Below are 25,014 nucleotides of genomic sequence, written 5' to 3'. Positions count from 1 at the left end.
CATGTGAACTGCGCCCCAAAACTTGGACGCGTTTAATAGTAACTGCTAGGCGGCGCCCCGGAGGGCCCGCTCCCGGAACTCCACCGGGGTCAGGCCCTTCAACCTGACCTGGCGCCTCACGTGGTTCCAGTGGTGGATGTAGGCCTCGAGGTCGCGCTTGAACTCCTCGAAGTCGTCCCAGTCGCGCCCGCGGAAGAACTCGTCCTTCATGTGGCCGAACAGGCCCTCCGTGCAGGCGTTGTCGAGGCAGTTGCCCTTGCGGGACATGCTCTGGGCGACGCCGAGCCCCCGGAGCCTCCCGGTGAAGGCCCGGTGCTGGTACTGCCAGCCCATGTCCATCTGCATGACGGGCTCCGCGCCCTCCGGCATGGCCTTCGCGAGCCCGTCGAGCATCTCCCTCTGCTGCTCCATGTCCGGCCTCTTCGAGATCGACCACGCCACGATCTCTCGGCTCCCGAAGTCGTAGGCCGGCGCGAGGTACGCCTTCCCGAACGAGCACCTGAACTCCGTGACGTCGGTGCCCATCTTCCGCCAGGGGCCGTCCGCCGCGAAGTCGCGGCCGAGCACGTTCTCGAAGGTCTCGCCGACGACGCCCCTGTAGGAGCTGTACCTGTGGCAGTCGGTCTCGCGGCGGATCCCGCACCTGAGCCCCATCTCGCGCATCATCTTGAGGACCGTCTTGTCGGCTATCCGCTCGCCGTCGACGGCCCTCAGCTCCATCGCTATCTGCCTGTGGCCGACCCCGTTGGGGAGCCTGCCGAAGATCTCGGCGGCCCTGGGGCGCAGTTCGGGCCTGGTGGGCCCCTTGGGGTGCGACAGCGCGTAGTAGTAGGTCGACCCGGGCAGCGACGCCGCCGCCAGCAGGTCGGCCAGGGTGAAGCGCCCCGAAAGCGCGGCTACGGCCGCCGCCCGGTCCCGAGCGGCAAGCCGAGCTCCGCCTTCAGGGCTATCGATTTTTTTTAGGTACGCCACCTGCGCCTCGAGCCTGCGGACCTCGCGCTCGAGCTCCTGCTCGCGGGTCGCCGGCGCGGCCTTCGCGACCGAGCCCCTCGGCCTGCCCTTCGGCTTGGGCCGGAGCGCCTCCGCGCCGCCCTCGCGGTAGAGGCGGCACCAGGCGTCGAGCGGGCTCGAGCTGACGACGCCGAAGCGCGCCATCGCCTCCGCCCTCGCCATCCCGCCGTCGACCACCGCGCGCGCCGCGGCGACCTTGGTCTCGTGGTCGTACGACCTCTTCGTCTTGCCCATGGCCAGCAGACCGTCCCTTCCAACGGCTCGGTACGTCTGCTGCCATTTTCTCACGGCTTTGGGCGGGACGCCCAGTCGACGCGCCGCCGACTTGTAGCCGGCCCCGCGGTCGAAGAGCCCGCAGGCCGCCTCCCTCACGGACCTGTCGTAGACCGTCATGGAAAAGCCTCCCATCTCCAGGACTTTCATTTTCCAGTCCAAGAAATGGGAGGCAGTTCACATGGGCGCCCCATTTATTACGCAATTCCCAATGCGCCGCGCTCTTTAGCGACGCTCATGGCTCTCGCGCCACATCTCCAGATACCTGCCGACCTGACGCACCTCGATCCGCTGATGCGGGGCGGGCAGGGAATTCAGGAACTTCTTTCCGTACCCCTTGCTCACCAGACGCGAATCGGCCAGCACCAGCACGCCGGCGTCTGTCGACGTGCGAATAAGACGGCCGGCAGCCTGCTTCACCTCGAGCACCGCCTCCGGCAATGAGTAACGCGCCCATGCGCGATCCTCGCGGGCACCGCGCTCGCATGAGAGCGGGTCACTCGGGCTGGCGAATGGAAGCTTGGGAATAACAACGCAGCGCAGCGTGTCGCCGGCCGCATCAAACCCCTCCCAAAACGCCTTCAACGCAAACAGCGAGCTCTTCTCATTCGAGAGGAAGCGGTCGCGCAGAATCTTTGCGGAGGTCGTGCGGCGCTGGCAGTCGAGCGCTAGACCACGCTGCGCGAGCCGGGGCTCTACGCGGTCGTACAGTTCCTCCATGTCGCGTCGGTTGGTGAACAGCGTGAGCGTGCTACCGCCCATGGCGATGTGAACATCGACGAGCAAGGTTTCGAGCGCCGAGAGGTACGCGTCGCGGCTGCGCGGGTCGGGCATATCCGATGCCACCACAACCGCCATGTTGCGCTCGAAGTCGTAACTCGAATCGAGATGGACGGAACGAGAGCTCGACGACAAAATACGGTCCAGACCCACGGCGTGTTGGAAATGATCGAAGCTGTCCGAAACCGTCATGGTCGCGGAGGCAAAAATCGCGGTGTGAACCTCCGGCAACCACTCCTCCGCAAGAGCCTCGCCCACATCAAGTCGCTCGGCGGTCAGACATTCGCCGCCCGCCTTGAGACGACGATTGACCTGGCAAGAATATACGTAGTGGTCGTCCGCCCCATCGAGGATGAGCCTAAGGCCATCGCGAAGCTCGCGCATGCGACGCTGCCCGTCCGCGACATCGGTCACCAGGTCGGGCTTCTCCTCGGCCACGGTCTCCACGAGCGACGCCAGGTTCTTGGTCGCCTCATCCAGGGCGTCGAGCGCGGTGCGACCCACCTCCTCAAACCCGGCCCACACCATGGAATCGCGCAAGTCATTGCCAATCCACATGTTCGCGTTGTCGTAGCCGCCCTCGGACCGAGCGGCGCGGGCGAGCTCGCGCACCGCGTCGAACAGCTCGGCCATGGCAAGAGAGGCGCGCTGCGTACTAGAGGACGCCTTCACAGTGAGGCCCATGAACAGTGTTGCCGCGTCGCTCAGCGCCAGGTCACGGGCGATCTTGCCAAGTGCCCCGGCGCGATCGCCTCCCAGACGCTCAAACACCGCACGGCTCTCGTCGGCAGACACTTTGATGGCCCATTGACGACGCGCTTCCGACTCGATGGAATGTGCCTCATCAACCACCCAGTGACGAATGGGAGGCAATATCTTGCCCTCAGCGGCAACGTTGCGGAAGAGCAGGGAGTGATTCGTCACAACCACATCGACACGAGCTGCACGACGGCGCGAGCCGTGGACCATGCATTTATCCGGGTAGAACGGGCACAGGCGGCGCGCGCACTCACGGGAAGACGTGGTGAGGTCGGCCTTGTTCACGCTGCGCCAGCGAATACCCAGCCCATCAAGGTCCCCCGTGGGAGACTGGCAGGCAAACGCATACAGAACGGCGATGGCGGTCAGGGTGTCCGCCGGGTCGCGGTTGGTCTTGATTTCCTGGGCGCGGGCAAGGCGGTCGAGCTTGCGCAGGCAAGGATAGTGATCGTAGCCCTTAAGGGCGCAATAGGTGAGGCCGCCGTCCATCTCACGAGCCAAACGCGGGAGCTCGTGGTAAATCAGCTGGTCGGCGAGGTTGTTCGACTTCGTCGCAATACCGACGGTCACCTTATTCCTTCGGGCGAGCTCCGCCATAGGCACGAGGTAGGCGATCGACTTGCCAACACCGGTACCGGCCTCGATCACGCGGTGCGTTGAGGTGGCGAGCGCATCGCGCACTTCGACGGCCATCTGCACCTGCTCTGAGCGCGGCTCGTATTCGGGATACATTCTGTTGACCAGGCCGCCAGGCGCAAAGCGCTCCTCAATCTCCTCGCGCGAGGGGACCGAAACGCCAACGAGCTCGTCTGCATCCACGCGGGCCGCGGAGCCGATCTCCGCTTCCTCGTAATCCTTGAGAAGCTCGTATCGAGAATCGACAAGGGAGAACACCGCATCGGGTTCCTCAGCGGCCAAGAAGCTGAAAATCGGACGGTACGACCACGGAACGTCCGGATGCATATCCGCCAAGCGGCGCATAAGGCCGGCGGGAAGGTCGGCCAGCCCGCACAGCAGAATGCGCCACACGCCGCACAGTGCCTCAACATCGGCATTTGCGCGATGTGACACGCTCTCGCAGCCAAAGAGCTCAGCCATGACGGCGAGCTTATGCGATGCCAGACGCGGCAGCGCGATGCGGGAGAGTGCGAGCGAGTCGATCCAGATATCGGAAACATCGGCTCCACCTGGAACCTGCTCGATGAACCCGCGGTCGAATGCCGCGTTGTGCGCAACCACGGGACACCCGCCAACGAACTCCGCCAGGGACGCCACAGCGTCAATTGCCGAGGGCGCATGTGCCACATCGGCATTCGTGATGCTCGTCAGCTTGGTGATCTCCTCGGGTATCAACCCACTCGGCTTCACGAAGGTGTCGAAGCGATCCACAATCTCGCGGCCGCGCAAACGGGCGGCCGCGATTTCGATCAACTCGCTATCGCGGTGCGACAATCCCGTGGTCTCCGTGTCAAGCACGATGACGTCGTCCTCAATCAGGCCAAACGAACGCGTTTCAGCGCGCTGGGCGAGTGTCGCATAACGCTCCACAATCGCCGCCGGCGTGCCGGGCAATACCGCGGCAGCCATCTCGAGCGGCGTAGCCGCCGCGGCGACGCTCATCGAGCGGCTCGCTCGAGGGCCAGCTCGACCAGCTCGGCGCACAGGTCGCTGAAGGCGATGCCGGCGTGACGAGCCTCATCGGGAACGAGGGACTCGGATGTCATGCCGGGAATGTTGTTCGTCTCGAGAATAATCGGGCCGTCCTCGGTCACGATAACGTCGGTGCGAGAGATGCCGAACAGGCCAAGCGCCTCGTGCGCACGGCAGGCAATGTCCTGGACCTGGGCGTACACATCTTCGGGCAATTGAGCCGGAATACGATGGATGTCGGTGGGGTCGGCGTACTTAACCTCGAGGTCGTAGAACTCCGACTGCTGCGGCATCATGATCTCCACCACGGGAAGCGCGCGCAGGGTCTCACCATCGCCCAACGCGGCGACGGAACACTCAACACCAAAGACGCGATGCTCGACCATGACCTTGTCGCCGTGCTCAAAAGCAAGCTCGATGGCGGCAGCGAGCTCCGAGGGGTCCTTCACCAGGGAGATGCCATAGCTCGAGCCGTTCACAACCGGCTTGACGAAGCTCTGGGGGCCCACGATCTCGACGATCTCGTCAATTGACGGCATATCGGCGCGGGTTAAGGTGACGCTCGGCGCAACGGGCAGACCTGCGCGACGATACAGCAGCTTGGACAGGTCTTTGTCCATTGCGATACCGCTTGCCAGGGAGTTTGACCCGGTGTAGGGGATGCCGAGGAACTCCAGGATGTGCTGGGGCATGCCGTCCTCGCCGCCAAAGCCGTGCAAGGCGATAAAAGCGACGTCGTAATTGCCGTTTTCCAAACGAGAGAGGAAGCCCTGCTCGCCAGGGTCGACCATTTCAACCGTACCGTAGCCAGCCTCAGTGAGGGCGGCAGCGGCGTTCTTGCCCGACGCAAGCGAGATCTCCCGCTCATCCGAGATGCCGCCTGCCAGAACCGCCACCTTCATCTCATGACGCTCTTTGCCAGCCATGTCGCCGCCTTTCACCGTTTTCCCCACGCGACCTGCGACGCGAGGTGTCTATTTCACGCAATAACCGTGCGCTTCGCTATGAAGAGCACGACAATACCCTATTGTATAGGGTAACTATGCACCTGGGGGCCGATCACCCCATCACCCGAAAGGCGACAAATGGAACGTACCAACCGTTCGCGCGATATTCGTCAATTCGATCTCGATGACCTCAAGGAGCTCATGAAGGAGCTGAGGCAGCCCGCGTTTCGCGCCAAGCAGCTTTACGAGTGGGTTCACGAGAAGAACGTCTGTTCGTTTGACGAGATGACCAACCTGCCCGCCGGCCTGCGGCAATCTCTCACCGAAACCTTCGCTTTTAAGGTCCCTACCGAGCTTGTTAAGCAGGTCTCCAAGGACGGCTCCCGTAAGTACCTGCTTGAATTCTCCGACGGCGTCTCTGTTGAGACGGTTGGCATGCCCAATCGCAACAAGCTTGCCGTCTGCATCTCCTCGCAGGCTGGATGCGCCATGGGCTGCGCCTTCTGCGCCACTGGGCTCGCAGGTCTCTCCCGCTCGCTCACCGCTCAAGAGATGGTCGACCAGGTCCTCCACGTCTCTCGTGACTTCGGCGAGCGCGTGACGAGTGTCGTCTTCATGGGACAGGGTGAGCCCTTCGCGAATTTCGACAACACCGTTGAGGCACTTCGCATGCTGAACGACCCCGAGGGGCTCGCGATCGGTGCACGTCACCTCACGGTCTCTACCTGCGGCGTCATCCCCGGTATCCGTCGTTTTGCCGAGCTGCCGGAGCAGTTCACGCTCGCTATTTCACTCCACTCCGCAATCCAGACCACGCGCAACCAGCTTATGCCCGGCGTTAAGAAATTCACCCTTCTGCGCCTGCATGAGGCCATTCAGGAGTACGTCGAGAAGACCGGGCGTCGCCCGACATACGAATTCGCAATGATCGACGGCATCAACGACACCAACCCTGAGATGCAGGCCCTTGTCGACTTCTGCGCCGGCACGCTATGCCATGTGAATCTTATCCAGCTGAACGACATTCCCGACAGCCCGTTCCGCCCGTCGCCGATCGAGAAGGTCGAGGCGCTCCAGCGTCGTCTGACCATGCACGGCGTCGAGACAACCATCCGCAACTCCCGTGGCGGCGACATCGATGCAGCGTGCGGCCAGCTCAAGCAACGCCGCTTCCGCGCTCGATAGGGAAGGGCAAGATCAATCACACCGTTTCATGTGAAACCGTGAGATTTGCCTTCCACTCTCACCAGTCATTCAGGTATGAAAAAGACCACCCATGTTTTGGGTGGTCTTTTTCATGACGAAGTACTGCATGTGAAGTCCGGTCAAATCCATGGACTCATACACGTGGCATGGAATCTTATTTAGGTACCTTAGTATCCTACTTCCTCCCACTGTCGCTCTACCCAAGCCTGATTGATCTTCGGATTATGAGTGGCTTGGGCTGTTCGCATTGCAACCTCTTCACTCATAGCTTGCATCGCATCACGCGAAATCGGATTGAGTTGCTCAAGCTTCCCCTTAATAACTGATCCCAGCTCAGTTTTATTAACGAGATACAATCCCATTCCCAAACCGGCAACTATCGAGGTCGCAAAGATTAATGCCTGATGAGAGCGTTTCACAACAATCGCCCCACCTTACTCAGACTCAACTATAGAGGCGAGAATACGCTGCAGATCGTCCTCGTCTTTAAACTCGATTTCAATTTTGTTCTTGCCACGAGTCGAACGGACCTTCACGTTCGTGTTAAACACCTGGCGCAAGACGCGTGCAGCCTTCTTGTACGACTGCGGAGTCACAGGACGAGGCGCACGAGGCGCATCTCCGACAGAAAACAGTGGAGCAAGGTTCTCAGTCGCTCGAACCGACAAACCCTCCACTACGACCTTCTCAGCCAACTTGATCCGAGCATCTTCAAACGGGACGGCAAGAATCGCGCGGGCATGGCCGGCAGTTAACTTCCCCTCATACATCATCTGCTGAACAGCCTCTGGCAGATCGAGGAGCCTCAGAGAATTCGTGATGGCAGATCGAGACTTTGACACTGCCTTCGACAAAGCCTCCTGCGTCATCCCACTGGCTTTGATCAGCTGACGATAACCCTTGGCTTCTTCGATCGGATTCAGATCTGAACGCTGAAGATTCTCAATGAGAGCAATCTCGAGCATCTTCTGATCATCGACGTCTTTGACAATAACCGGAACCTTATCAAGTCCAGCAATCTTTGACGCCTGATACCGTCGCTCACCGGCGATGATCTCGTACTTGTTTCCATTTTTGCGAACAAGCAGGGGCTGAAGAACACCATTTTCACGAATGGACTCGCTCAGCTCTTCCAGCTCCGACTCATTGAAGTGCGTACGTGGCTGATTCGGGTTCGGGAAAATATCCTCAATCGACATCTGTGTCTCAGCGGCGGTATAACCAGTCTCAGACTGGGCTTCACCCATCAAAGAACCAAGACCACGGCCAAGAGCCGGCTTCTTCTTCGGGCTAGGCACGGCGAATCACTTCCTTCGCTAGATCCATATACGCACGAGCCCCCTTGTTTGAAGGCGCATACTCAATCACGGGCATTCCATACGAAGGGGCCTCAGAGACCTTTACGGAACGAGGAATGCAAGTCTTAAACGCTATGTCACCAAAGTAGTTCTGAACTTCTTCAACAACCTGGTTTGAGAGCGACGTTCGCGAATCATACATCGTCATCAAGACGCCATACGTATCCAGATCCTTATTAATGCGGCCCTTAACCATGCGCATGGACTCAAGCAGCTTGGTAACACCTTCAAGCGCATAGTACTCGCATTGAATCGGGATCAAAACGCTGTCCGCTGCAGCGAGAGCGTTGATGGTAAGAAGGCCGAGCGACGGCGGGCAGTCGATAAAGATGAAGTCAAACTCATCTTTAACCGGTTCGAGGAGATCCTTCAGTCGAGTCTCACGCGCCATCGCGGACACAAGCTCGATTTCAGCACCTGCGAGTTGGATGGTTGCAGGAATAATAAATACACGCTCACTCACGGTATCGTGAATCAAGTTCTCAGCGGGAACATCATGAAGCAATGCGTCATAGATGCACTGAGACAGCCCCTCTTTATCAACGCCAATGCCGCTCGTGCTGTTTCCCTGCGGGTCAAAGTCAACAATAAGGACCTTGCGGCCTTGCTTGCCAAGTGCAGCAGCCAGATTGACAGTCGTGGTCGACTTACCCACGCCGCCCTTCTGATTGATAATTGCAATGGTATGAAGAGGTTTCGCGCTTTTCGAGCGCTTTACGTCGCGAAATCCCACATTACCTCCTGTTTTCTTCTGTTTGTTCTGCATTTCAGGTCTCTAGTAGGTGAAGTTTCACGTGAAACCTAAGGTTGTATTCCATTATGTTTCACGTGAAACCAGTATTCAAGCTCTACTTTATATGATGAAAACAAAACCGGCTTAATAGCCCGATATTAACAATGGCAATAATACGATCGATTGCATTTTAGAGCTGATAGAGACGGCGTGGGTACTAACAACTCCATCAATCAACTTACGCAGCGCGCAAATGTCATCCAAATGGACCCCATACACCTGATTGAAGCCGTCAAATGTTCGAAAACGCTGTTAGCAAATTTGAAAGTATTTCATTACGACAGTCAGCTTGACATCTTGTGGGGACGTGACGATCAGATTGGCATCTTCTACACGCTAACTTCGCTTGTCCATTAGCCCAAGCCTGATATTGGAAAACTCGGCGCAGTTGTCTCAGTTGTAAGATTTCGCCAATCACAAAGAATGACCGCGGTTCTTTGCACTCGTTGATTCAGATGCCATCAAGAACAGATTGTTTCGACATCCAAATCGTAATGATAAGCGAATAGGCCGATTGATAACTAAACAGCTGATACCCTGCCAGATAATACGTGATTTTGACTCATAAAGAGTCGATCAATGTGCGACACACGGCCACACTTGCACGTAACCACACATCATAAATTGAAACATGAATCCAATCGCGAGTACAACGATGCATATCCACCAGCTTGCAATTAGGCAACTGCCGGTCTGTTTGAAAAATAGCACTGCCAGCATAAAACAATGGCCGGAGGTTTCACGTGAAACGTCCGGCCCTAGAGCAACGCCAAATGGATAGATAACGCACTAGGAAGCCAGCGGCTGCTTCTTGGCGAGACCAACCGCACGAGGCAACTTTATCCGAGGTTCAGAGACCTTCTGATAGAGGAATACAGAGCGATGGCCAAGTCCGCGAGGCAAGTCGAATTCATCACAGCCAACAAGCTCCAAACCGCAAATGGCAGCAGTCTTCTCGGCAAGCTTCAACTCAGAGGCCTCAGGGTTTGCCTTTGCAACGACCAGATATCCATCATCCTCAAGGAACGGCGTACCGTACTCGATGATCATAGACATCTGACCAACAGCGCGGGCAAACACAGTGTCAAACCGGCCGCGCATCTTCATCGCATACGATTCACAGCGATCGTGAATGCCCTCAACATCTTCTATACCCAAAGCGTCAATAAAGGCATTCACGGCATCAATCTTCTTGCCAACAGAGTCAAGCAGAACACCAGAACATCCAGTATAAAGAGCAAAGGGGATGCCGGGGAATCCAGCGCCAGTTCCCATATCAAGGAAATGCTCAGGGTCAATAGGAAGGTCACGATACAGAGCAAGAGAATCGACAATATGCAGAATCAGGGCGTCATGAATATCCTTGATGCGAGTAAGGTTCATGACCTGGTTAACCTGGTTCACATATAGAAGGTGCTGCACACAGCGCTCGGCAGTCTCAGAATCAAGTTCGATGTCGAGCTCAGAGGCAAGGCCGACAACCTCGGTGACAAGAGCGGCGATCTCATCGACGGACTCGTCAAACGGACGCAGAGTAATGGTTCGGGACGTTTCATTAGCCATATGTATCAATCCAATCAATGACTGAAAACCACGGAACGTGAAGTTGAGTCAAAAAAGGGGCGCATAAGCGCCCCTTGCTGTCAGGTGTATATGAGCACCTTAGCGAACGGTAATCACAACGCGACGCTCAGGGTCAGTGCCCTCAGAGTGCGTGTCGATGCGGTCATCGTCACGCAGAGCGATGTGAACCAGACGACGTTCATATGCAGACATAGGCGGAAGGTTCACGGTGCGGCCCTGCGCAACGGCGCGGGAAGCTGCAGAGTGTGCCATGCTAACAACCTTGTCATGACGGCGGCTCTTGTAACCCTCGACATCAATGGAAACCGGATAACGGAAACCAAGCTTACGGCTCACCAGGAGAGAGACGATCGTCTGAAGGGACTCGAGCGTACGGCCATGGCGACCAATAAGAACAGCCAAGTCGGGAGCGGTGATGTCCAGAATCAGCTCGCCCTCGTCGCCCTCATACTCATCGATGGGAGAGTTGGCAGCATCGAAGAATCCAAGCAGGTCGCGCACAATGGAGATGGCCACGTCGGCAATAGTGTCGAGCTCCTCGTCAGTCAGCTCCTCGCCAGCCTTATAGCGACGAGCGATCTCGGGATACTCCCCGGCGATCTCCTCTACGGACTCCTCAGCCGGAATCTCTTCAATAAGCTCTTCAGACATGTCCAACTCCATCGTTAGGTACCTAATTGGTATATATACCAGGTGTGTGACTAGCGCTTCTTGTGCGGGCGCTTCTTGTGCTCGTGACGGACAACGTCAACCTCGATCGGGGCGTTGACCATGCGGGCCTCTTCCTCGGCCTTGGCCTTGTCGATGACCTTCTGGGTCACAAAGATCTGCTGAACGACCTGCCAGGCGGAAGAAACGTCGTAGTACAGCAGAACGCCGGCGGGCATACCCCAACCCATAACGAGCATCATGACAGTCATGACAACCATCATCATCTTGGTGCTCTGCACCTGAGCGCCCGTCTGGTTGCGGGTCATGTACATCTGGGGAATGAAGGTCAGGACGCCGAACAGAATCAGCGCGATGAGGTACGGCAGCGCTGCACCGAAACCGTCGGCAAAGGCCTGGGCAGGCGAAGTGACGAGGTTCGGCAGGATGTTGAAGAAGGAGAAGCCCTTCTCAGCCGCGTCCGGGAAATAATGACCAAGGTCGCGCAAAAGGTTGAACAGCGCGACCAGGATGGGCATCTGAATCAACAGGGGCAGGCAGCCGCCAAAGGGGTTGAACTTGTTCTCAGAGTAGAACTTCTGCAACTCCTCGGCCTGACGCTGCGGATCGGCAGCGTAACGCTCCTGAATCTCGAGAAGCTTGGGCTGTAGGACCTGCATGCGGGCGGTCGACTTGATGGACTTGAGCATCATCGGGGTCAGCAGCAGGCGAATGATCACCACCAGGATGATGATCGACAGGCCCCAGTCGCCTGCAAAGCGCTGAATGAGCTCGAGCGCCTGGAAGAGAATCTGAACAATCCAGTCCCACATACGAATAATCCTTACCGTAGAATTTGATAGTTATGGCACGGGATCATAGCCGCCAGCATGAGTGGGAACGCAGCGCAAAATGCGCCGCAGCCCGAGCCAGCAGCCTTTGACCACGCCATATGCCTGTATTGCCTCAACAGCATACTGTGAACAGGTGGGTATGTATATACACGCATCGGGCAAAAGGGGCGAGATGCACCGCTGGTACCAGCGGATGGCAGCGATGGCGACGCGCTTAAACACGCCCTTCACAACCATCCTTAAGCCCGGACGTGTTCACGTGCGCGCGGCGGAGCAGCGACTTCAATGCAGCCTGCATATCCTCGGGAGACGCCGTGCGCGTACGCGGGGTGGCGAACAAGATGATCTCGCGACCCTCGACCGGTAAGCAGCAGGCGCGCGCCGCCTCACGCAGCACGCGCTTGCTCCGATTGCGCACAACGGCATTTCCCAGCCGTTTGGCAGCAGCGAAGGCGACCCTCGCCGGATCGCCTTCGCTGACACAATCACATATAACCATGCGAATCAGAGGATGATTTAAGCGCTTCCCCTGAGTGAACACCCGCTCGAAGTCCTGATGGGACTTGATGGTCTGCATGAGAGCTTAGTTGTCGCTCACCGTGAGACGCTTGCGGCCCTTGGCGCGACGACGTGCGAGCACGGCGCGGCCGGCCTTGGTGGCCATACGGGCGCGGAAACCGTGGGTCTTGGCGCGCTTGCGCTTGTTCGGCTGGTAGGTACGCTTCATGGTAAACATCCTCCTGGTGCGTTTTGACTACTCGACTACTCGAAAAAATACGCGTGAGCTAGGAGATTGTAGGGAATACGGTGCGCGAATGTCAATCTCAGAACCATGAAATGCGCATAGTTTACTGAGGAGTCTGACGTGCTTTTCACAGCGCCTCTCGCCATCCGCCCATCCTTTCAGACTTTTTCATCGACTTTTACACAGGTTGTTCTTGGTCTGTTGATAACTTTTCCGAGATTTCCAACACTTTTCAACACGGAAGGAAAACTTGTTGAAAGTTTTGAATACGCGGGCTGTGAGCTGGTATCCTAGGCTCACGACAATCGTGGAAAGAATGCAGCATGTCAGAAGATTTCTATCCCTTTGTGGATTCCGGGGACCCCGCCCCCGACAACACGCACCTCGTTGGGGGATCCGCTGCCGCGACTGCGGCCGATACGGTGGAAAACGCGCCCAACCAGGTCTCCTACACCATCCGTATATCCGTGTACGACGACATGTTGTCCACCCCGCGTGTGATCGTGGTCGAGCAAAGCGACGTGAGAACCTACCTCGAGGACGTTACCAACACGGTCTACCGCACCATGAAAGAGCAGGGTGGAAAACTTTCACTCATGATCATTCGAGAGCTCGTGGAGAACTTCATCCACGCGCAGTTCTCAGAACCCGTCATCTCCATCCTGGATAACGGCAACACCATCCGCTTTGCCGACCAGGGACCGGGTATCGGAGATAAAGAGCGGGCATTCGAGTTCGGCGTCACAAGCGCCGACCGAGAGAAGAAGCGCTATATCCGAGGCACGGGCGCGGGGCTGCCCATGGTCCAGCAGTATGTTGAAAACGCCGGCGGCGCAATAGCCGTAGAGGACAACCTGGGTGCCGGGACAGTCGTGACTGTAAGCGTCGACCCCAAACGCTCGGCTGAGCTCGAGCACGCCGTTTCACGTGGAGCGGCCGTGCGCAGCGGCTGCGTGCACGAGGCGGAACCCGCAGCGGCGCCCATGCAAAACCCAACGGATCCCTGGGGCGCGGGGGCGTACCAGGCTGGAGCCTACCCGGCTCAATCCGGATATCCGCAACAACCCTACGGAGCCGGGTCGTACCCCGGTCAGATGCCCTACGGCATGATGGACGGCCAGATGCAGGGAGCCGGCCAGGCCCAACCCGCCGGTTTTCCCGGAACTCAGGTTCCGACGGGGACGGCGCCCGGTGCGCAATTCCCGGGCGCGATGATGCAAAATCCGCAGGCCCCCGCACCCGAGAACCAGCCCGCTGAAACTCAGGCCCCATATCCCCCACAAGCCCAGGCAACGCCCGGTTACCCCGGGGCTATGCCAGGCTACGGCCAGATGCCTGGAGCGGTCGGCACATTCCCGCAGCAGCCCGCCTACTACCCCGGATACCAGCAGGGATATCCCATGCAAGGTTTTCAACAGCACCAGAGATTCCCCCAGCCAGGGTTCCCGCAGGCGGGTGCACCGGGTCAGGGATACACGCAGGTTGCGCCCGCACCCGCGCAGCAGGGTCCATACGTAAGTGAGCGCGGCGCGGCGGCACTGCTGTTCATCTACCAGAACGGCAAGGGTGGACCAACCGACCTCACACGCGCGCTCGGGCGCTCGGACGCCACATGGTCACGCGAGCTCGACGCGTTGGCGAGCACGGGCCTCGTGCATAAGCCCCGTCAGAAGTATGTGCTCACCGACATGGGTAAGGCCTGGGTCGAGCAGAGCGCGGGGGCGCAGTAGCACCCAACGCACACCGCAGGATTCAACCGCGAGCAACCGCGACACGAGAAGGAATCGTGAGACATGGATAACGAAGCGCGCATCCTCTTGGACGACGTCATAGCGTTTTGCCGCCGCGATGGGCGCGAGACGCGCCTCATCAACATGCTCGAGCAGTGCGGGGCAACGGGATTTGACGACGAATCCCTGACCATCCAGGTCCCCAGCCGATTTGCCTATAACTACCTCGTCAAACAGCGCGAGCTGATCGAACGCTATCTCGAGGAGATCTCGTTCATGCCCATGGTCCTCAACGTAGTGGTAGCCGAAGGCGGAGCGCCGAGTGAGACGCAGGCGCCCACGGCGGCGGCCACACCGACGGCGCCGGTGACGGCGGCGGCCGCGTCTCTGGCGCCGGCGGGCGAGGGCCTGCCGCAGAGGGCCGCCGAGGTGCCGGCGAGCTTTGCCGAGGCTCCCGCGAGCCCGATTGCGCCGGCGGAGCCCGTCGTGACCAGCGAGCCCACGGCCGTCGCCCCCGCCAAGTCCGAACCCAGCTCCAAGTCCGGTGTCACGGTGCGCAACACCGTCTCGCCCGAAGCGTTCCGCAAGATGATGGACGAGATGCGCAGCCAGAACGCATCCGGCAAGCGCCAAAACGTCGCCGCGCCGCAACAGACTGCGACGGGCCACGCCGCCGTAGCAGCAGCGCCCGCCGCAACCCCGGAGCCCGACGCCGCGGCCCTGGATATCAACGCCAAGTACACGTTCGCGAGCTTTGTCGCAGGCGACGAGAACCGCCACGCCTTCAACAGCGCCATGCGTTTCGCCGCCTACGCCGAGGAGCCGCAGCAGTGCCCGAGCCTGTTCATCTACGGAAACTCGGGGCTGGGCAAGACACACCTGCTCTTCGCCATCCGCAACTACCTGGCAAAAGAAAAGCCCTACATCCGCGTGAAATACGCAAATTCCCAGGCCTACCTCGACGATTACATGAACGAGCTCGGCGCCCAACGCGGCCCTGGCAACCTCATCATGCGCGAATACCGCGATGCGGACATCCTCATCATCGACGACGTCCAGAACATCGTGGGCAAGCAGGCATCCGTCGAGTTCTTCTTCCAGCTCGTGGACAGCTTCATCCGCGAGGGCAAGAAAATCGCGCTGGCATCCGACCGCGCGCCCAAGGACCTCGCCATGGACGAGCGCCTCACCAGCCGCTTCAGCAGCGGCATGCTCTGCCTGGTGTCCGAGCCGGGCTTTGAGATGAAATACGTCATCCTCAAGCGCTACTACGAGAGCATCATCCAGCAGGACGAGGACCTTTCCTCCATGAACGTGGACACGTCGCTGCTCCAGGCCCTGCCATCTTCCGAGGGCAAGCTCACCGACGAGCACCTGCGCCACATGGCAGAGATTTCGGGCAACAACATCCGCTCGCTGGAGAGCTTCTGCGAGCGCTGCGCCAACCTCTCCTCGGAGCGCGAGGCCTCGGGCGCCGAGCTCACCGCCGAGGACATCGACCGCGTGGCCAAGATCTACTTCAACACCGCGCATAAGATCATCCACGTCGACACGGTTCAGCGCGTGGTGGAGGAGTTCTACCACGTGAGCCATGAGGAGCTCGTGGGCAAGCGCCGCACGGCCAACATCGCCTTTGCGCGCCACGTGGCGGTCTACCTCGCCAACAACCTCTGCGAGATGACCACCCCGGCCATCGGCGCCGAGTTCGGCGGGCGCGACCACTCCACGGTTCTCAACTCCCTCAAGGTGGTCGAGAACAAGATGCGCGAGGACCGCCGCATCGTAGAGGACATCCAGAACCTCAAGAACACCATCCTTTTGAAGTCGTGAAAACATGGGTGAAGCCTGTGGAAAACCTGGGTGGAAAACTCGTAAATCGGTGGAGGGAAAATAGGTGGATATCTCGCGGGGGAAAACAAGCGCGTTGTCTACAATGGATTGTTGAAAGAAAAACGGCCCAACACCTGGGCAAACGAGAGTAGTCCACACCATCCACTGCGTTATTACTGTTATTACCTATATATATTTAAGAGAGGAATAATAAAGAGATGAAGTTCACGGTCAGCCAGTCGGCCCTTTCCGATGCCATCGCCGTCGTGATGAAGGGAATCGCTCCCTCATCTACGCTCCCCATCCTCTCCGGCGTGCTTGTGCGCGCCGCCGACGGGGTCCTTGAGTTCCAAACGTCCAACTACACCATCTCGATCCGCCATCGCATCGCGGCTCGCGTGGACGAGGAGGGGCAGGTCGTCATTCCCTGCAAGATGCTCTCCAACATCGTCAAGACGCTGCCGGACGCCCCGGTGTCCTTCGAGTTGGCCGAGCGCCAGGTGACCATCACCTGCGAGCGCTCCACCTTCCGTCTGAACACGCTGGACGCCGGCGACTTCCCCGAGTTCCCCACGTTCGCACTCGAGCGCTCCGTCGAGCTGCCCGCCAACATCCTGACCGAGATGGTCGGCCGCGTCTGGCGCGTCACCTCGACGGACAAGAACCGCCCGGTCCTCAACGGCGTGTACATGACCGTCGAGAACAACACGATTCGCCTCGTCGCCACCGACTCCTATCGTCTGGCCGTGTGCGACACACAGGTCGAGACCTCCTCGCTGGAGGGTAGCTTCGAGCTGAACGTACCTGCCGATGCGTTCAACGACGCGCTCGCCATCACCGGCGGCCAGGGCTCCATTTTGATTGGCTCCACGGATACGCAGGTCGTGTTCGTGGCTGGCAACACCACCTACGTCGCCCGCCGTATCGAGGGCATGTACCCCAACTACAAGGCGCTCCTGCCCGCGTCCTGTGCCACCACGGTCAAGATCGACGTGGCTGCGCTGACCTCCGCGCTCAAGCGCGTTTCCACGGTCGCGCAGGCCAACTCCGCCGTTAAGTTCGACATCTCCGTCGAGACCGGTCAGATGATGCTCTCCGCGATTTCCAACGACCAGGACGCCGCCACGGCCACAGTCGAGGTCGAGGCCGAGGGCGCCAGCGGCGTCATCGCCTTCAACTACCACTACATCTTCGGCTGCCTGAACGTGCTCTCCCGTGAGAAGGAGATCACGCTCGAGCTGCAGAGCTACAACCAGGCGGGCGTGTTCAAGTCCTACGACAAGATCAACTACCTCTACCTGGTCATGCCGGTCCGCATCTAGTCCCCGCCGCCCATGTCCATCGCCGCGACGGAGCTTTCCGTTCTCCATTACCGCAGCTTCGATGACCGCAAAATCGAGCTGGACCCGGGCATCACGGTGCTCGTGGGTCGCAACGCCGTGGGGAAGACCAACCTCGTCGAGGCGTTGCAGCTGCTCACGGCCGGGGCCTCGTTCAGGAAGCCAACGGCCTCCGAATTGCTGCGCGAGGGCGCGGGCTCGGGCCGTATCCGCCTGATGCTCGAAGGGGAGGGACGCCTCATCGAGATGGGGCTCGATTTTTCCGAGGGCAAGCGCTCGTTTACGCGTAACGGGAAGAAGACCCGCGCTGCGGGCATCCGCGGCGTGTTGCCGAGCGTGCTGTTCTGCCCCGATCACCTCGACATGGTCAAGCGGTCCGCATCACGCCGCCGCGAGGCGCTCGATTCTTTTGGCGTACAGCTAAACGAGAACTACGCCAAGCTGCTGGCTGCTTACGAGCGTACGGTCGAGCAGCGCAACAACCTGCTCCGCGACGGCTACGCCCCCGGTTTGCTCGAGGTGTGGGACGAGTCGCTCGCCGCGACCGGCGCCCAACTCCTGCTTCATCGCACGGCCCTGCTCGAGCGCATCCGCGAGCATTTCATCGAGGTCTACCGCACCATCGCTCCGCACGAGGAGCCCGACGTCCGTTATGTGCCGAGCTTTGGGGATCTGGCCGACGGCCGCGAGGCGATCGCGGCCCAGTTCCTGGACGCGCTCGCCCAGCGCCGCGAGGATGAGCTCCGCCGCGGCTGCACGCTTGTGGGCCCGCACCGCGACGAAGTGCTGTTCACCATCGACGGCCGCTCCGCCCGCGACTTTGGAAGCCAGGGGCAGCAGCGCTCGATCGTGCTCGCATGGAAGATCGCCGAAGTCCAGGTGACGCGCGACATCCTCGGCAGGTATCCGCTCCTGTTGCTCGACGACGTGATGAGCGAGCTCGACGCCGCTCGCCGCGACGCCATCGTGGGTTTCATTGCCGACGAGATCCAGACGGTGATCACCACCACGAACCTCGGCTATTTCGCCGATGACATGCTCCAGCGCGCCCGCGTGATCCACATCGGCGATGTGTAATTGGGGACGTGGGGGAGAAGGGAAAACGACATGGGCAAAGTGACTGAGAAAGGCCGCCTCAAGGCCACGGCCGGTCTGGGCGAGTTCATCAACTCCGAGAAGATGCGCCTGTTCGACGGTGCCACCCCCGAGCGCCAGGCGCAGTTCCGTAAGGCCGAGCGCCGCCATGTCATCTTCCAGGCGTGGAACAAGGTGTGCGCCGGCACGCGCGAGGGCAAGCACGTCACGGGCCTGCACTACGTCGCCGAGCGCGATGAACTCATCGTTTATACGGACGGTGCCTCCTGGACCCAGGAGCTCACCATGATGCGCGAAATCATCCGCGCCCGCATGGACGCATGCGGCGGCGCTGTGGGCAACATCGTGGTCAAGACCACCCGCCCCGGCTTTGCCAAGGGTCCTCGGGAGTAGCGGGACCGTCCCCGATTACACATCAGAGCCAAAGTCCCCGTAAACGGGCTCTGAGGGGCTTGTAGAGGTATTCGGGACCTCGTTCATTGCGCGTTTTACCTTCGTTCCATGCGATAAACTGTAAAGGTTAGCCATACTTCACACTAAAAAGGGAGAACCACGTGGCGAATGAGAACGAATACGGCGGAAGCGAGATCAAGGTCCTCGAGGGCCTTGAGGCCGTTCGCGTCCGTCCTGGTATGTATATCGGTTCCACGAGCTCGACCGGCTTGCACCACCTCGTGTGGGAGATCGTCGACAACTCCGTCGACGAGGCCATGGCCGGCTTCTGCTCCAGCATCGAGGTCACGGTCCATCCCGACAACTCGATCACCGTCGTGGACAACGGCCGCGGCATCCCGGTCGATATGCACCCGGTCAAGAAGATCCCCACGCTCGAGGTCGTCATGACGATCCTCCACGCCGGCGGCAAGTTCGACAACTCGGCCTACAAGGTCTCCGGCGGCCTGCACGGCGTGGGCGTCTCCGTCGTTAACGCGCTCTCCAAGAAGATGAACGTCCAGGTCCGCCGCGACGGCAAGGTCTACGAGATGGAGTTCTCCCGCGGCAAAACCACCCGGAAGATGGAGGAGGTCGGCACCTCGAACACGACCGGTACCACCGTCACCTTCTGGCCGGATGACGAGATCTTCGAGACCACCGTCTACGACTTCGACACCCTGCACGACCGTCTGCAGCAGACGGCGTTCCTCAACAAGAATCTCAAGATCGTCCTGCGCGACGAGCGCTCGGTGGAGCCCCAGGTCGAGGAGTTCTGCTACGCCGGCGGCATCATCGACTTCGTCAAGTTCCTGAACGAGGGCAAGACTGTGCCCGATGACCTCAAGGATCCCATCTACCTGGCCGGCGCGTCCGAGGAGGGCGCCCCAATAGAGAAGACCGGCGAGGTCGAGGTGGCCATCCAGTGGAACACCTCCTACTCCGAGAGCGTGGTCTCCTTTGCCAACGACATCCGCACCATCGAGGGCGGCATGCACATGGAGGGCTTCCGCGGCGCCCTCACCAGCGTGATCAACGAGTACGCCCGCAAGAACGGCATCATCAAGGAGAAAGAGGGCAACCTCACGGGTGACGATATCCGCGAGGGCCTCACCGCCGTCGTCTCCGTCAAGCTCGCCGACCCGCAGTTCGAGGGTCAGACCAAGGCCAAGCTCGGCAGCTCCTTCATGCGCACGCTCACCCGCAAGGTCGTTTCCGAAGGCCTGGCCGACTACCTCGAGGAGCACCCCAAGCAGGCGCGCGAGATCATCAAGAAAGCCCAGCAGGCGAGCAAGGCCCGCAACGCCGCCCGCAAGGCGCGTGAGGCGACCCGCCGCAAGTCGCTGCTGGAGACCGCGAGCCTGCCCGGCAAGCTCGCCGACTGTTCGGAGCGCAATGCCGAATTGACCGAGCTCTTCATCGTAGAGGGCGACTCGGCAGGCGGTTCGGCCAAGGACGGCCGTCGCCGAGACATCCAAGCGATCCTGCCCCTGCGCGGCAAGATCCTGAACGTCGAGCGTGTGGGCGATCACCGCGCCTTCTCCTCCGAGACAATCCAGTCGCTCATCACCGCCATCGGCTGCGGCGTGACGACCGGCAACGGCGACGGTGGCGATTTCGACATCACCAAGGCCCGTTACCACAAGATCATCATCATGACGGATGCCGACGTCGACGGCGCCCACATCCGCATCTTGCTGCTGACCTTCTTCTACAAGTACATGCGCCCGCTCATCGACGCCGGCTACGTGTACGTGGCCTGCCCGCCGATCTTTGGTATCAAGGTCCGCAACAAGATCCACTACGTCTACCCCAACGGCCGTCAGGCGGAAGACGAAATCCTGCGCGACTCCATCGCCGCGCTTGGCCTCAACCCCGACGAGTCTGAGGACGAGCAGTCCAACGGCAAGGTCACCAAGAAGCGTAAGGGCTACACCGTCCAGCGCTACAAAGGTCTGGGCGAGATGGACCCCAAGCAGCTGGCCAGTACCACCATGGACCCCAAGACCCGCATCTTGCAGCGCGTGACCATCGAGGACGCCGTCGTGGCCGACCGCGCCGTCCGCGAGCTCATGGGTTCCGAGGTCGGATATCGCCGCGAGTACATCGAGAAGCACGCGCACGACGCCCGCTTCCTGGACGCCTAGCCGGCGCCGGCCGATGTGTAATTGGGGACGGGTGCAAATTACACATCGGCGAGTTCACGCACCCTGCGGCCCGCATCGGCCGCCCGGGATGTGTAATTTGCACCCGTCCCCAATTACACATCTGCGACCACGACCGATAAGGAGAACCCGTGGCTGACGATATGAACAACGACGAGCTCGAGCAGGGCGCCGCGTCCGAGGGTATGCCCGAGGACCTCAAGCGCCTGCTCGCTCGCGCCAACGAGGACGACGCCTCTGCGTACGATCCGGACGCCGAGTCCGACGAGGAAGAGGATGATGACGAGGAGCTCGAGGAGAGCTTTGGCGCCAACGACCGCGGCGAGGACGCCGGTACGGATGTGAATGGCGGCTCGCTGCAGATCAGCGAGTTCGGCAGGGAAATGAAGCAGTCCTTCATCGAGTACTCGATGTCGGTCATCACCGCCCGTGCCCTCCCGGATGTGCGCGACGGCCTCAAGCCGGTTCACCGCCGCATCCTGTACGCAATGAACGAGAGCGGCATCTTCCCCAACCGCCCGCACAAGAAGTCCGCCTGGACGGTCGGCGAAGTTATCGGTAAGTACCACCCACACGGCGACTCCGCGGTCTATGACACCATGGTCCGCCTTGCCCAGTGGTTCTCCATGCGCACCCCGCTCATCGATGGCCACGGCAACTTCGGCAACATCGACGGCGACGGCGCCGCCGCCATGCGTTACACCGAGTCCCGCCTGGCCAAGCCTGCCATGGAGCTCCTGCGCGACCTGCAGAAGGACACCGTCGACTGGCAGCCCAACTACGACGAGTCCCTCGCCGAGCCCACGGCGCTGCCCGCTCGCTTCCCCAACCTGCTGGTGAACGGCTCCCAGGGCATCGCGGTCGGCATGGCCACCAACATCGCCCCGCACAACATGGGCGAGGCCGTCGAGGCCACCTGCTATCTCATCGACCACCCCGACGCGACGGTCGACGATCTCATGCAGATCATGCCCGGCCCCGACTTCCCCACGGGCGCCCTCATCATGGGCACCGACGGCATCCGCCAGTCTTACGAGACCGGCCGCGGCTCCATCACCGTGCGCGCCAAGGCGCATGTCGAGTCCACCAAGACGGGCCGCAACCGCCTGGTGTTCACCGAGATCCCGTACATGGTGAATAAGGGCACCCTGCAGGAGAAGATCGCGAGCCTCGTGAACGAGAAGCGCATCGAGGGCATCTCCGACATGCGCGACGAGTCCACCCAAAAGGGCCTGCGCCTCGTGATCGAGCTCAAGAAGGGCGTCATCCCGCAGGTCGTGCTCAACAACCTGTATAAGTACACCTCGCTGCAGACCACCTTCGGCGCGAACAACCTCGCGCTGGTCAACGGCATTCCCAAGCGCCTGTCGCTGCGCGAGATGCTGCAGCACTACATCGACCATCAGGTCGACGTAGTGACCCGCCGCACCCGCTTCGACCTCAAGAAGGCCCAGGCTCGTGCGCACATCCTTGAGGGCTATCTCAAGGCCCTCGACCATATCGACGAGGTCATCTCCATCATCCGCTCCTCGCAGACGGACGCCGAGGCCAGCAGCCGCCTCATCGAGCGCTTTGGGTTCAGTCCCGAGCAGACCACGGCCATCCTCGAGATGAAGCTCCGCCGCCTCACCGGCCTGGAGCGCGACAAGATCGAGGAGGAGCTCGAGGGCCTGCGCCGCGCGATCGCGTACTACGAGGACCTGCTTGCGCACGAGGAGAAGATCCTCGGCGTGATCAAGGAGGAAATGCGCGAGATCGCCCGCAAGTTCGGCGACAAGCGTCGCACCCAGATCACCGGCGCCGAGAAGGACCTCAACGTCGAGGACCTCATTGCCGACGAGGACATGGTCGTCACCATCACCCACACCGGCTACGTCAAGCGCATCCCGGTCGAGTCGTATCGCGCCCAGAAGCGCGGCGGCAAGGGCGTTTCCGGCGTCAACCTCAAGGAAGACGACGTCATCGACGAGATGTTCATCGCCAGCACCCATGAGTACGTGCTGTTCTTCTCCACCAAGGGCAAGGTCTACCGCCTCAAGGTGCATGAGCTGCCCGAGGGCACGCGCCAGGCCCGCGGCACCGCGATCGTGAACCTGCTGCCGTTCGAGGACGGCGAGAAGATCGCGTCCGTGATTTCCTGCCGTGAGTTCCCCGAGGACGAGTACCTCATGTTCGCCACCGCGCACGGCATGGTGAAGAAGACGGCCATGGCCGCCTACGACCGTTCCCGCCGCGATGGTATCATCGCCATCAACATCAAGGACGGCGACCGTCTGCTCGGCGTGCGCCGCGTGAAGCCGGGTGACAAGATCATCATGGCGACCACCGCCGGCAAGGCCATCATGTTTAGCGAGGACCAGGTGCGCGCTACCGGCCGTGACACGAGTGGTGTTCGCGGTATCGGCATGAAGGCCGACGCCGAGGTCCTGGGCATGGAGATCACCAACGGCAGTGGCGAACTCTTTGTGATTACCGAGCGCGGTTATGGCAAGCGCACGCCGGTTGCCGACTACCCCGAGCAGAACCGCGGCGGTCAGGGTGTGTACACGATCCAGATGACCGAGCGCAAGGGCGCGCTGGCTGCCATGAAGGTGGTAGGCCCGCAGCACGAGCTGCTCATCATCACCGAGGGCGCAACCGTCCTCCGCGTGAAGACCGCCGAGATCTCCCAGACCGGCCGCGCCACCCAGGGCGTGAAGATGATGAGCGTGGATGAGGGCGACCGTGTCACCGCCGTGGCTCGTATGACCGCGGCCAAGAAGAAGGATGGGGATTCTGCCGAGGACGAGGAGTCCGTTGAGGCCGAGGGCCCCGCCGAGGCCGAGGGCCAGGAGCCGACTGACCTGCCGGACGGCGCCGCCCCGCAGGTCCCTGGTGATGAGGACCACGTGGACATCGGTTCCGGCGACGAGGCCCTGGAGGACCTGCTCGAGGAGTAGGGCATTTCGCGGGAGCGTATTCGCTGACAAGGCGGCTTCGACCAAATGGTCGGGGCCGCCTTTTTGCCTTCGACTGGGGCGCCATGGGCCTTCCGGTCTCCATGCGGGTATAAGGCTGGGGACCGGGCCGCATATCGCGGCCAGCAGTTTTAGGTCTGCGTGGCGTCATCGAGTCGCGATGTTCGCCTGATGAGTAGCCTCGCCCGCCGTTTTCACGCCAAAAAAACCGGGGCTGGCAACCCAGCCCCGGTAAAACGTCTCAATTTGTACCTGTCCCCAATTGAGACCTAGAAGTCGTCAGGGGATAGGCCCTGAACGAACTCGTCGAAGCGTTCGAGCTCCTCTTTTGCAGAGTCCGGGTCGGCGTCGGACTGGAGCGAGATGCTTCCCGCGCGGTTCATGACCTCGTCCTCAACGTAAATGGGGGCGTTGGAGCGCGCCGCCAGGGCGAGCGCGTCGCTCGGGCGCGCGTCGATCTTGATCTCACGGCTGCGGGTTTCAGCCGTATTGCCATCGCCATAGCGGCCCTCGCCGTCCGTACCGTTCTCGCCGCGGCAACCACCGTCGCCCCCGCGGTCCAACACCACATCGGCGTAGAACACAGGCGCCTCCCAGCGGTTGATCTCAACGCGCTCGATTTTGGCGCCCAGCTCCTGCACCGTGCGCAACATCACGTCGTGCGCGATGGGTCTCGGCGCGGCCTTGTCGGAGTCCATCCCACCGCCAATGGCGGCTGCCTCGTACGCGCCGGTCTGGATGGACAGTGCACGCAGCGGCGCGCCAGACCCAGCTTCGCCCTTGCGCTCGCGCAGCACAACAACGGAGGGTACGGGCCCGGCGGCCATGACGATGCTTTCGATATCAACGCGAATCAC

At 60.6% G+C, this 25,014-nt stretch carries 21 protein-coding genes; 8 read left to right on the top strand and 13 right to left on the bottom strand.

The window, feature by feature from the left end; all coding sequences use genetic code 11:
* Nucleotides 1-45: 45 nt before the first annotated feature.
* The 3 genes from FY258_RS00220 to FY258_RS00210 all read right to left on the bottom strand — a co-directional run bounded on the left by FY258_RS00220 (nt 46) and on the right by FY258_RS00210 (nt 5,399).
* Nucleotides 46-1,434: an IS3 family transposase gene (locus FY258_RS00220; RefSeq protein ID WP_118102336.1), complete on the bottom strand. Its 1,389-nt coding sequence runs from the start codon at nt 1,432-1,434 to the stop codon at nt 46-48.
* 75 nt (nt 1,435-1,509) lie between these two features.
* Entirely contained in the window at nt 1,510-4,443 is a 2,934-nt protein-coding gene (locus FY258_RS00215; RefSeq protein WP_118102335.1) for a helicase C-terminal domain-containing protein, read from the bottom strand.
* Nucleotides 4,440-5,399 carry a D-alanine--D-alanine ligase family protein gene (locus FY258_RS00210; RefSeq protein WP_118102334.1) on the bottom strand — a complete coding sequence of 320 codons (960 nt, stop codon included), beginning with the start codon at nt 5,397-5,399 and terminating at the stop codon, nt 4,440-4,442. The genes FY258_RS00215 and FY258_RS00210 overlap by 4 nt, the downstream gene beginning before the upstream one ends.
* Nucleotides 5,400-5,558: 159 nt before the next feature.
* On the opposite strand from FY258_RS00210, the gene rlmN reads away from it, so the two are divergent.
* Entirely contained in the window at nt 5,559-6,605 is a 1,047-nt protein-coding gene (gene rlmN / locus FY258_RS00205; protein WP_118102333.1) for a dual-specificity RNA methyltransferase RlmN, read from the top strand.
* A gap of 188 nt (nt 6,606-6,793) precedes the next feature.
* On the opposite strand, the gene FY258_RS00200 is transcribed toward rlmN, so the two are convergent.
* The 9 genes from FY258_RS00200 to rpmH all read right to left on the bottom strand — a co-directional run bounded on the left by FY258_RS00200 (nt 6,794) and on the right by rpmH (nt 12,590).
* On the bottom strand, nt 6,794-7,045 hold the full coding sequence (locus FY258_RS00200) for a hypothetical protein (RefSeq protein ID WP_118102332.1): 252 nt from the start codon (nt 7,043-7,045) through the stop codon (nt 6,794-6,796).
* A gap of 15 nt (nt 7,046-7,060) precedes the next feature.
* On the bottom strand, nt 7,061-7,873 hold the full coding sequence (locus FY258_RS00195) for a ParB/RepB/Spo0J family partition protein (protein WP_118103899.1): 813 nt from the start codon (nt 7,871-7,873) through the stop codon (nt 7,061-7,063).
* A gap of 43 nt (nt 7,874-7,916) precedes the next feature.
* A complete protein-coding gene (locus FY258_RS00190; RefSeq protein WP_006723484.1) occupies nt 7,917-8,717 on the bottom strand; it encodes a ParA family protein in 801 nt (266 codons plus the stop codon).
* An 849-nt stretch (nt 8,718-9,566) separates the two neighbouring features.
* Nucleotides 9,567-10,340: a 16S rRNA (guanine(527)-N(7))-methyltransferase RsmG gene (rsmG, locus tag FY258_RS00185; RefSeq protein ID WP_118102330.1), complete on the bottom strand. Its 774-nt coding sequence runs from the start codon at nt 10,338-10,340 to the stop codon at nt 9,567-9,569.
* A gap of 99 nt (nt 10,341-10,439) precedes the next feature.
* Nucleotides 10,440-11,012, bottom strand: coding sequence for a Jag family protein (locus FY258_RS00180; protein ID WP_118102329.1), 573 nt, complete (start codon nt 11,010-11,012; stop codon nt 10,440-10,442).
* A gap of 50 nt (nt 11,013-11,062) precedes the next feature.
* A complete protein-coding gene (locus FY258_RS00175) occupies nt 11,063-11,842 on the bottom strand; it encodes a YidC/Oxa1 family membrane protein insertase (protein WP_039910400.1) in 780 nt (259 codons plus the stop codon).
* 30 nt (nt 11,843-11,872) lie between these two features.
* The gene (gene yidD / locus FY258_RS00170) at nt 11,873-12,100 is read right to left on the bottom strand and encodes a membrane protein insertion efficiency factor YidD (RefSeq protein ID WP_118102328.1); all 228 of its coding nucleotides are present in this window, start codon (nt 12,098-12,100) and stop codon (nt 11,873-11,875) included.
* Complete coding sequence (gene rnpA, locus FY258_RS00165) at nt 12,078-12,440, bottom strand: ribonuclease P protein component (RefSeq protein WP_118102327.1); 363 nt, start codon at nt 12,438-12,440, stop codon at nt 12,078-12,080. Before rnpA ends, yidD begins: the two co-directional genes overlap by 23 nt.
* A 6-nt stretch (nt 12,441-12,446) precedes the next feature.
* Nucleotides 12,447-12,590: a 50S ribosomal protein L34 gene (gene rpmH / locus FY258_RS00160; protein WP_039910401.1), complete on the bottom strand. Its 144-nt coding sequence runs from the start codon at nt 12,588-12,590 to the stop codon at nt 12,447-12,449.
* A gap of 341 nt (nt 12,591-12,931) precedes the next feature.
* Here rpmH and FY258_RS00155 point away from each other — a divergent pair, with 341 nt between their 5' ends.
* The 7 genes from FY258_RS00155 to gyrA all read left to right on the top strand — a co-directional run bounded on the left by FY258_RS00155 (nt 12,932) and on the right by gyrA (nt 24,139).
* The gene (locus FY258_RS00155) at nt 12,932-14,338 is read left to right on the top strand and encodes an ATP-binding protein (protein WP_118102326.1); all 1,407 of its coding nucleotides are present in this window, start codon (nt 12,932-12,934) and stop codon (nt 14,336-14,338) included.
* Nucleotides 14,339-14,401: 63 nt separating this feature from the next.
* Nucleotides 14,402-16,168: a DnaA ATPase domain-containing protein gene (locus FY258_RS00150; RefSeq protein ID WP_118102325.1), complete on the top strand. Its 1,767-nt coding sequence runs from the start codon at nt 14,402-14,404 to the stop codon at nt 16,166-16,168.
* Nucleotides 16,169-16,386: 218 nt separating this feature from the next.
* Nucleotides 16,387-17,490, top strand: coding sequence for a DNA polymerase III subunit beta (gene dnaN / locus FY258_RS00145; protein ID WP_006723493.1), 1,104 nt, complete (start codon nt 16,387-16,389; stop codon nt 17,488-17,490).
* A 12-nt stretch (nt 17,491-17,502) separates the two neighbouring features.
* A complete protein-coding gene (gene recF / locus FY258_RS00140) occupies nt 17,503-18,585 on the top strand; it encodes a DNA replication/repair protein RecF (RefSeq protein ID WP_118102324.1) in 1,083 nt (360 codons plus the stop codon).
* 30 nt (nt 18,586-18,615) lie between these two features.
* On the top strand, nt 18,616-18,996 hold the full coding sequence (locus tag FY258_RS00135) for a DciA family protein (protein ID WP_118102323.1): 381 nt from the start codon (nt 18,616-18,618) through the stop codon (nt 18,994-18,996).
* Between the two features lie 161 nt (nt 18,997-19,157).
* A complete protein-coding gene (gene gyrB, locus FY258_RS00130) occupies nt 19,158-21,182 on the top strand; it encodes a DNA topoisomerase (ATP-hydrolyzing) subunit B (protein ID WP_118102322.1) in 2,025 nt (674 codons plus the stop codon).
* Nucleotides 21,183-21,343: 161 nt separating this feature from the next.
* Complete coding sequence (gene gyrA, locus FY258_RS00125) at nt 21,344-24,139, top strand: DNA gyrase subunit A (RefSeq protein ID WP_118103897.1); 2,796 nt, start codon at nt 21,344-21,346, stop codon at nt 24,137-24,139.
* A gap of 287 nt (nt 24,140-24,426) precedes the next feature.
* Here the strand turns inward: gyrA and FY258_RS00120 are convergent, their stop codons facing one another.
* A complete protein-coding gene (locus FY258_RS00120; RefSeq protein WP_118102321.1) occupies nt 24,427-25,014 on the bottom strand; it encodes a bifunctional nuclease family protein in 588 nt (195 codons plus the stop codon).

The organism is Collinsella intestinalis (genome assembly GCF_902364775.2).
Classification (GTDB): domain Bacteria; phylum Actinomycetota; class Coriobacteriia; order Coriobacteriales; family Coriobacteriaceae; genus Collinsella.
The sequence above is the reverse complement of the archived record's forward strand: the minus strand, read 5'-3'. Positions and strand labels throughout refer to the sequence as shown.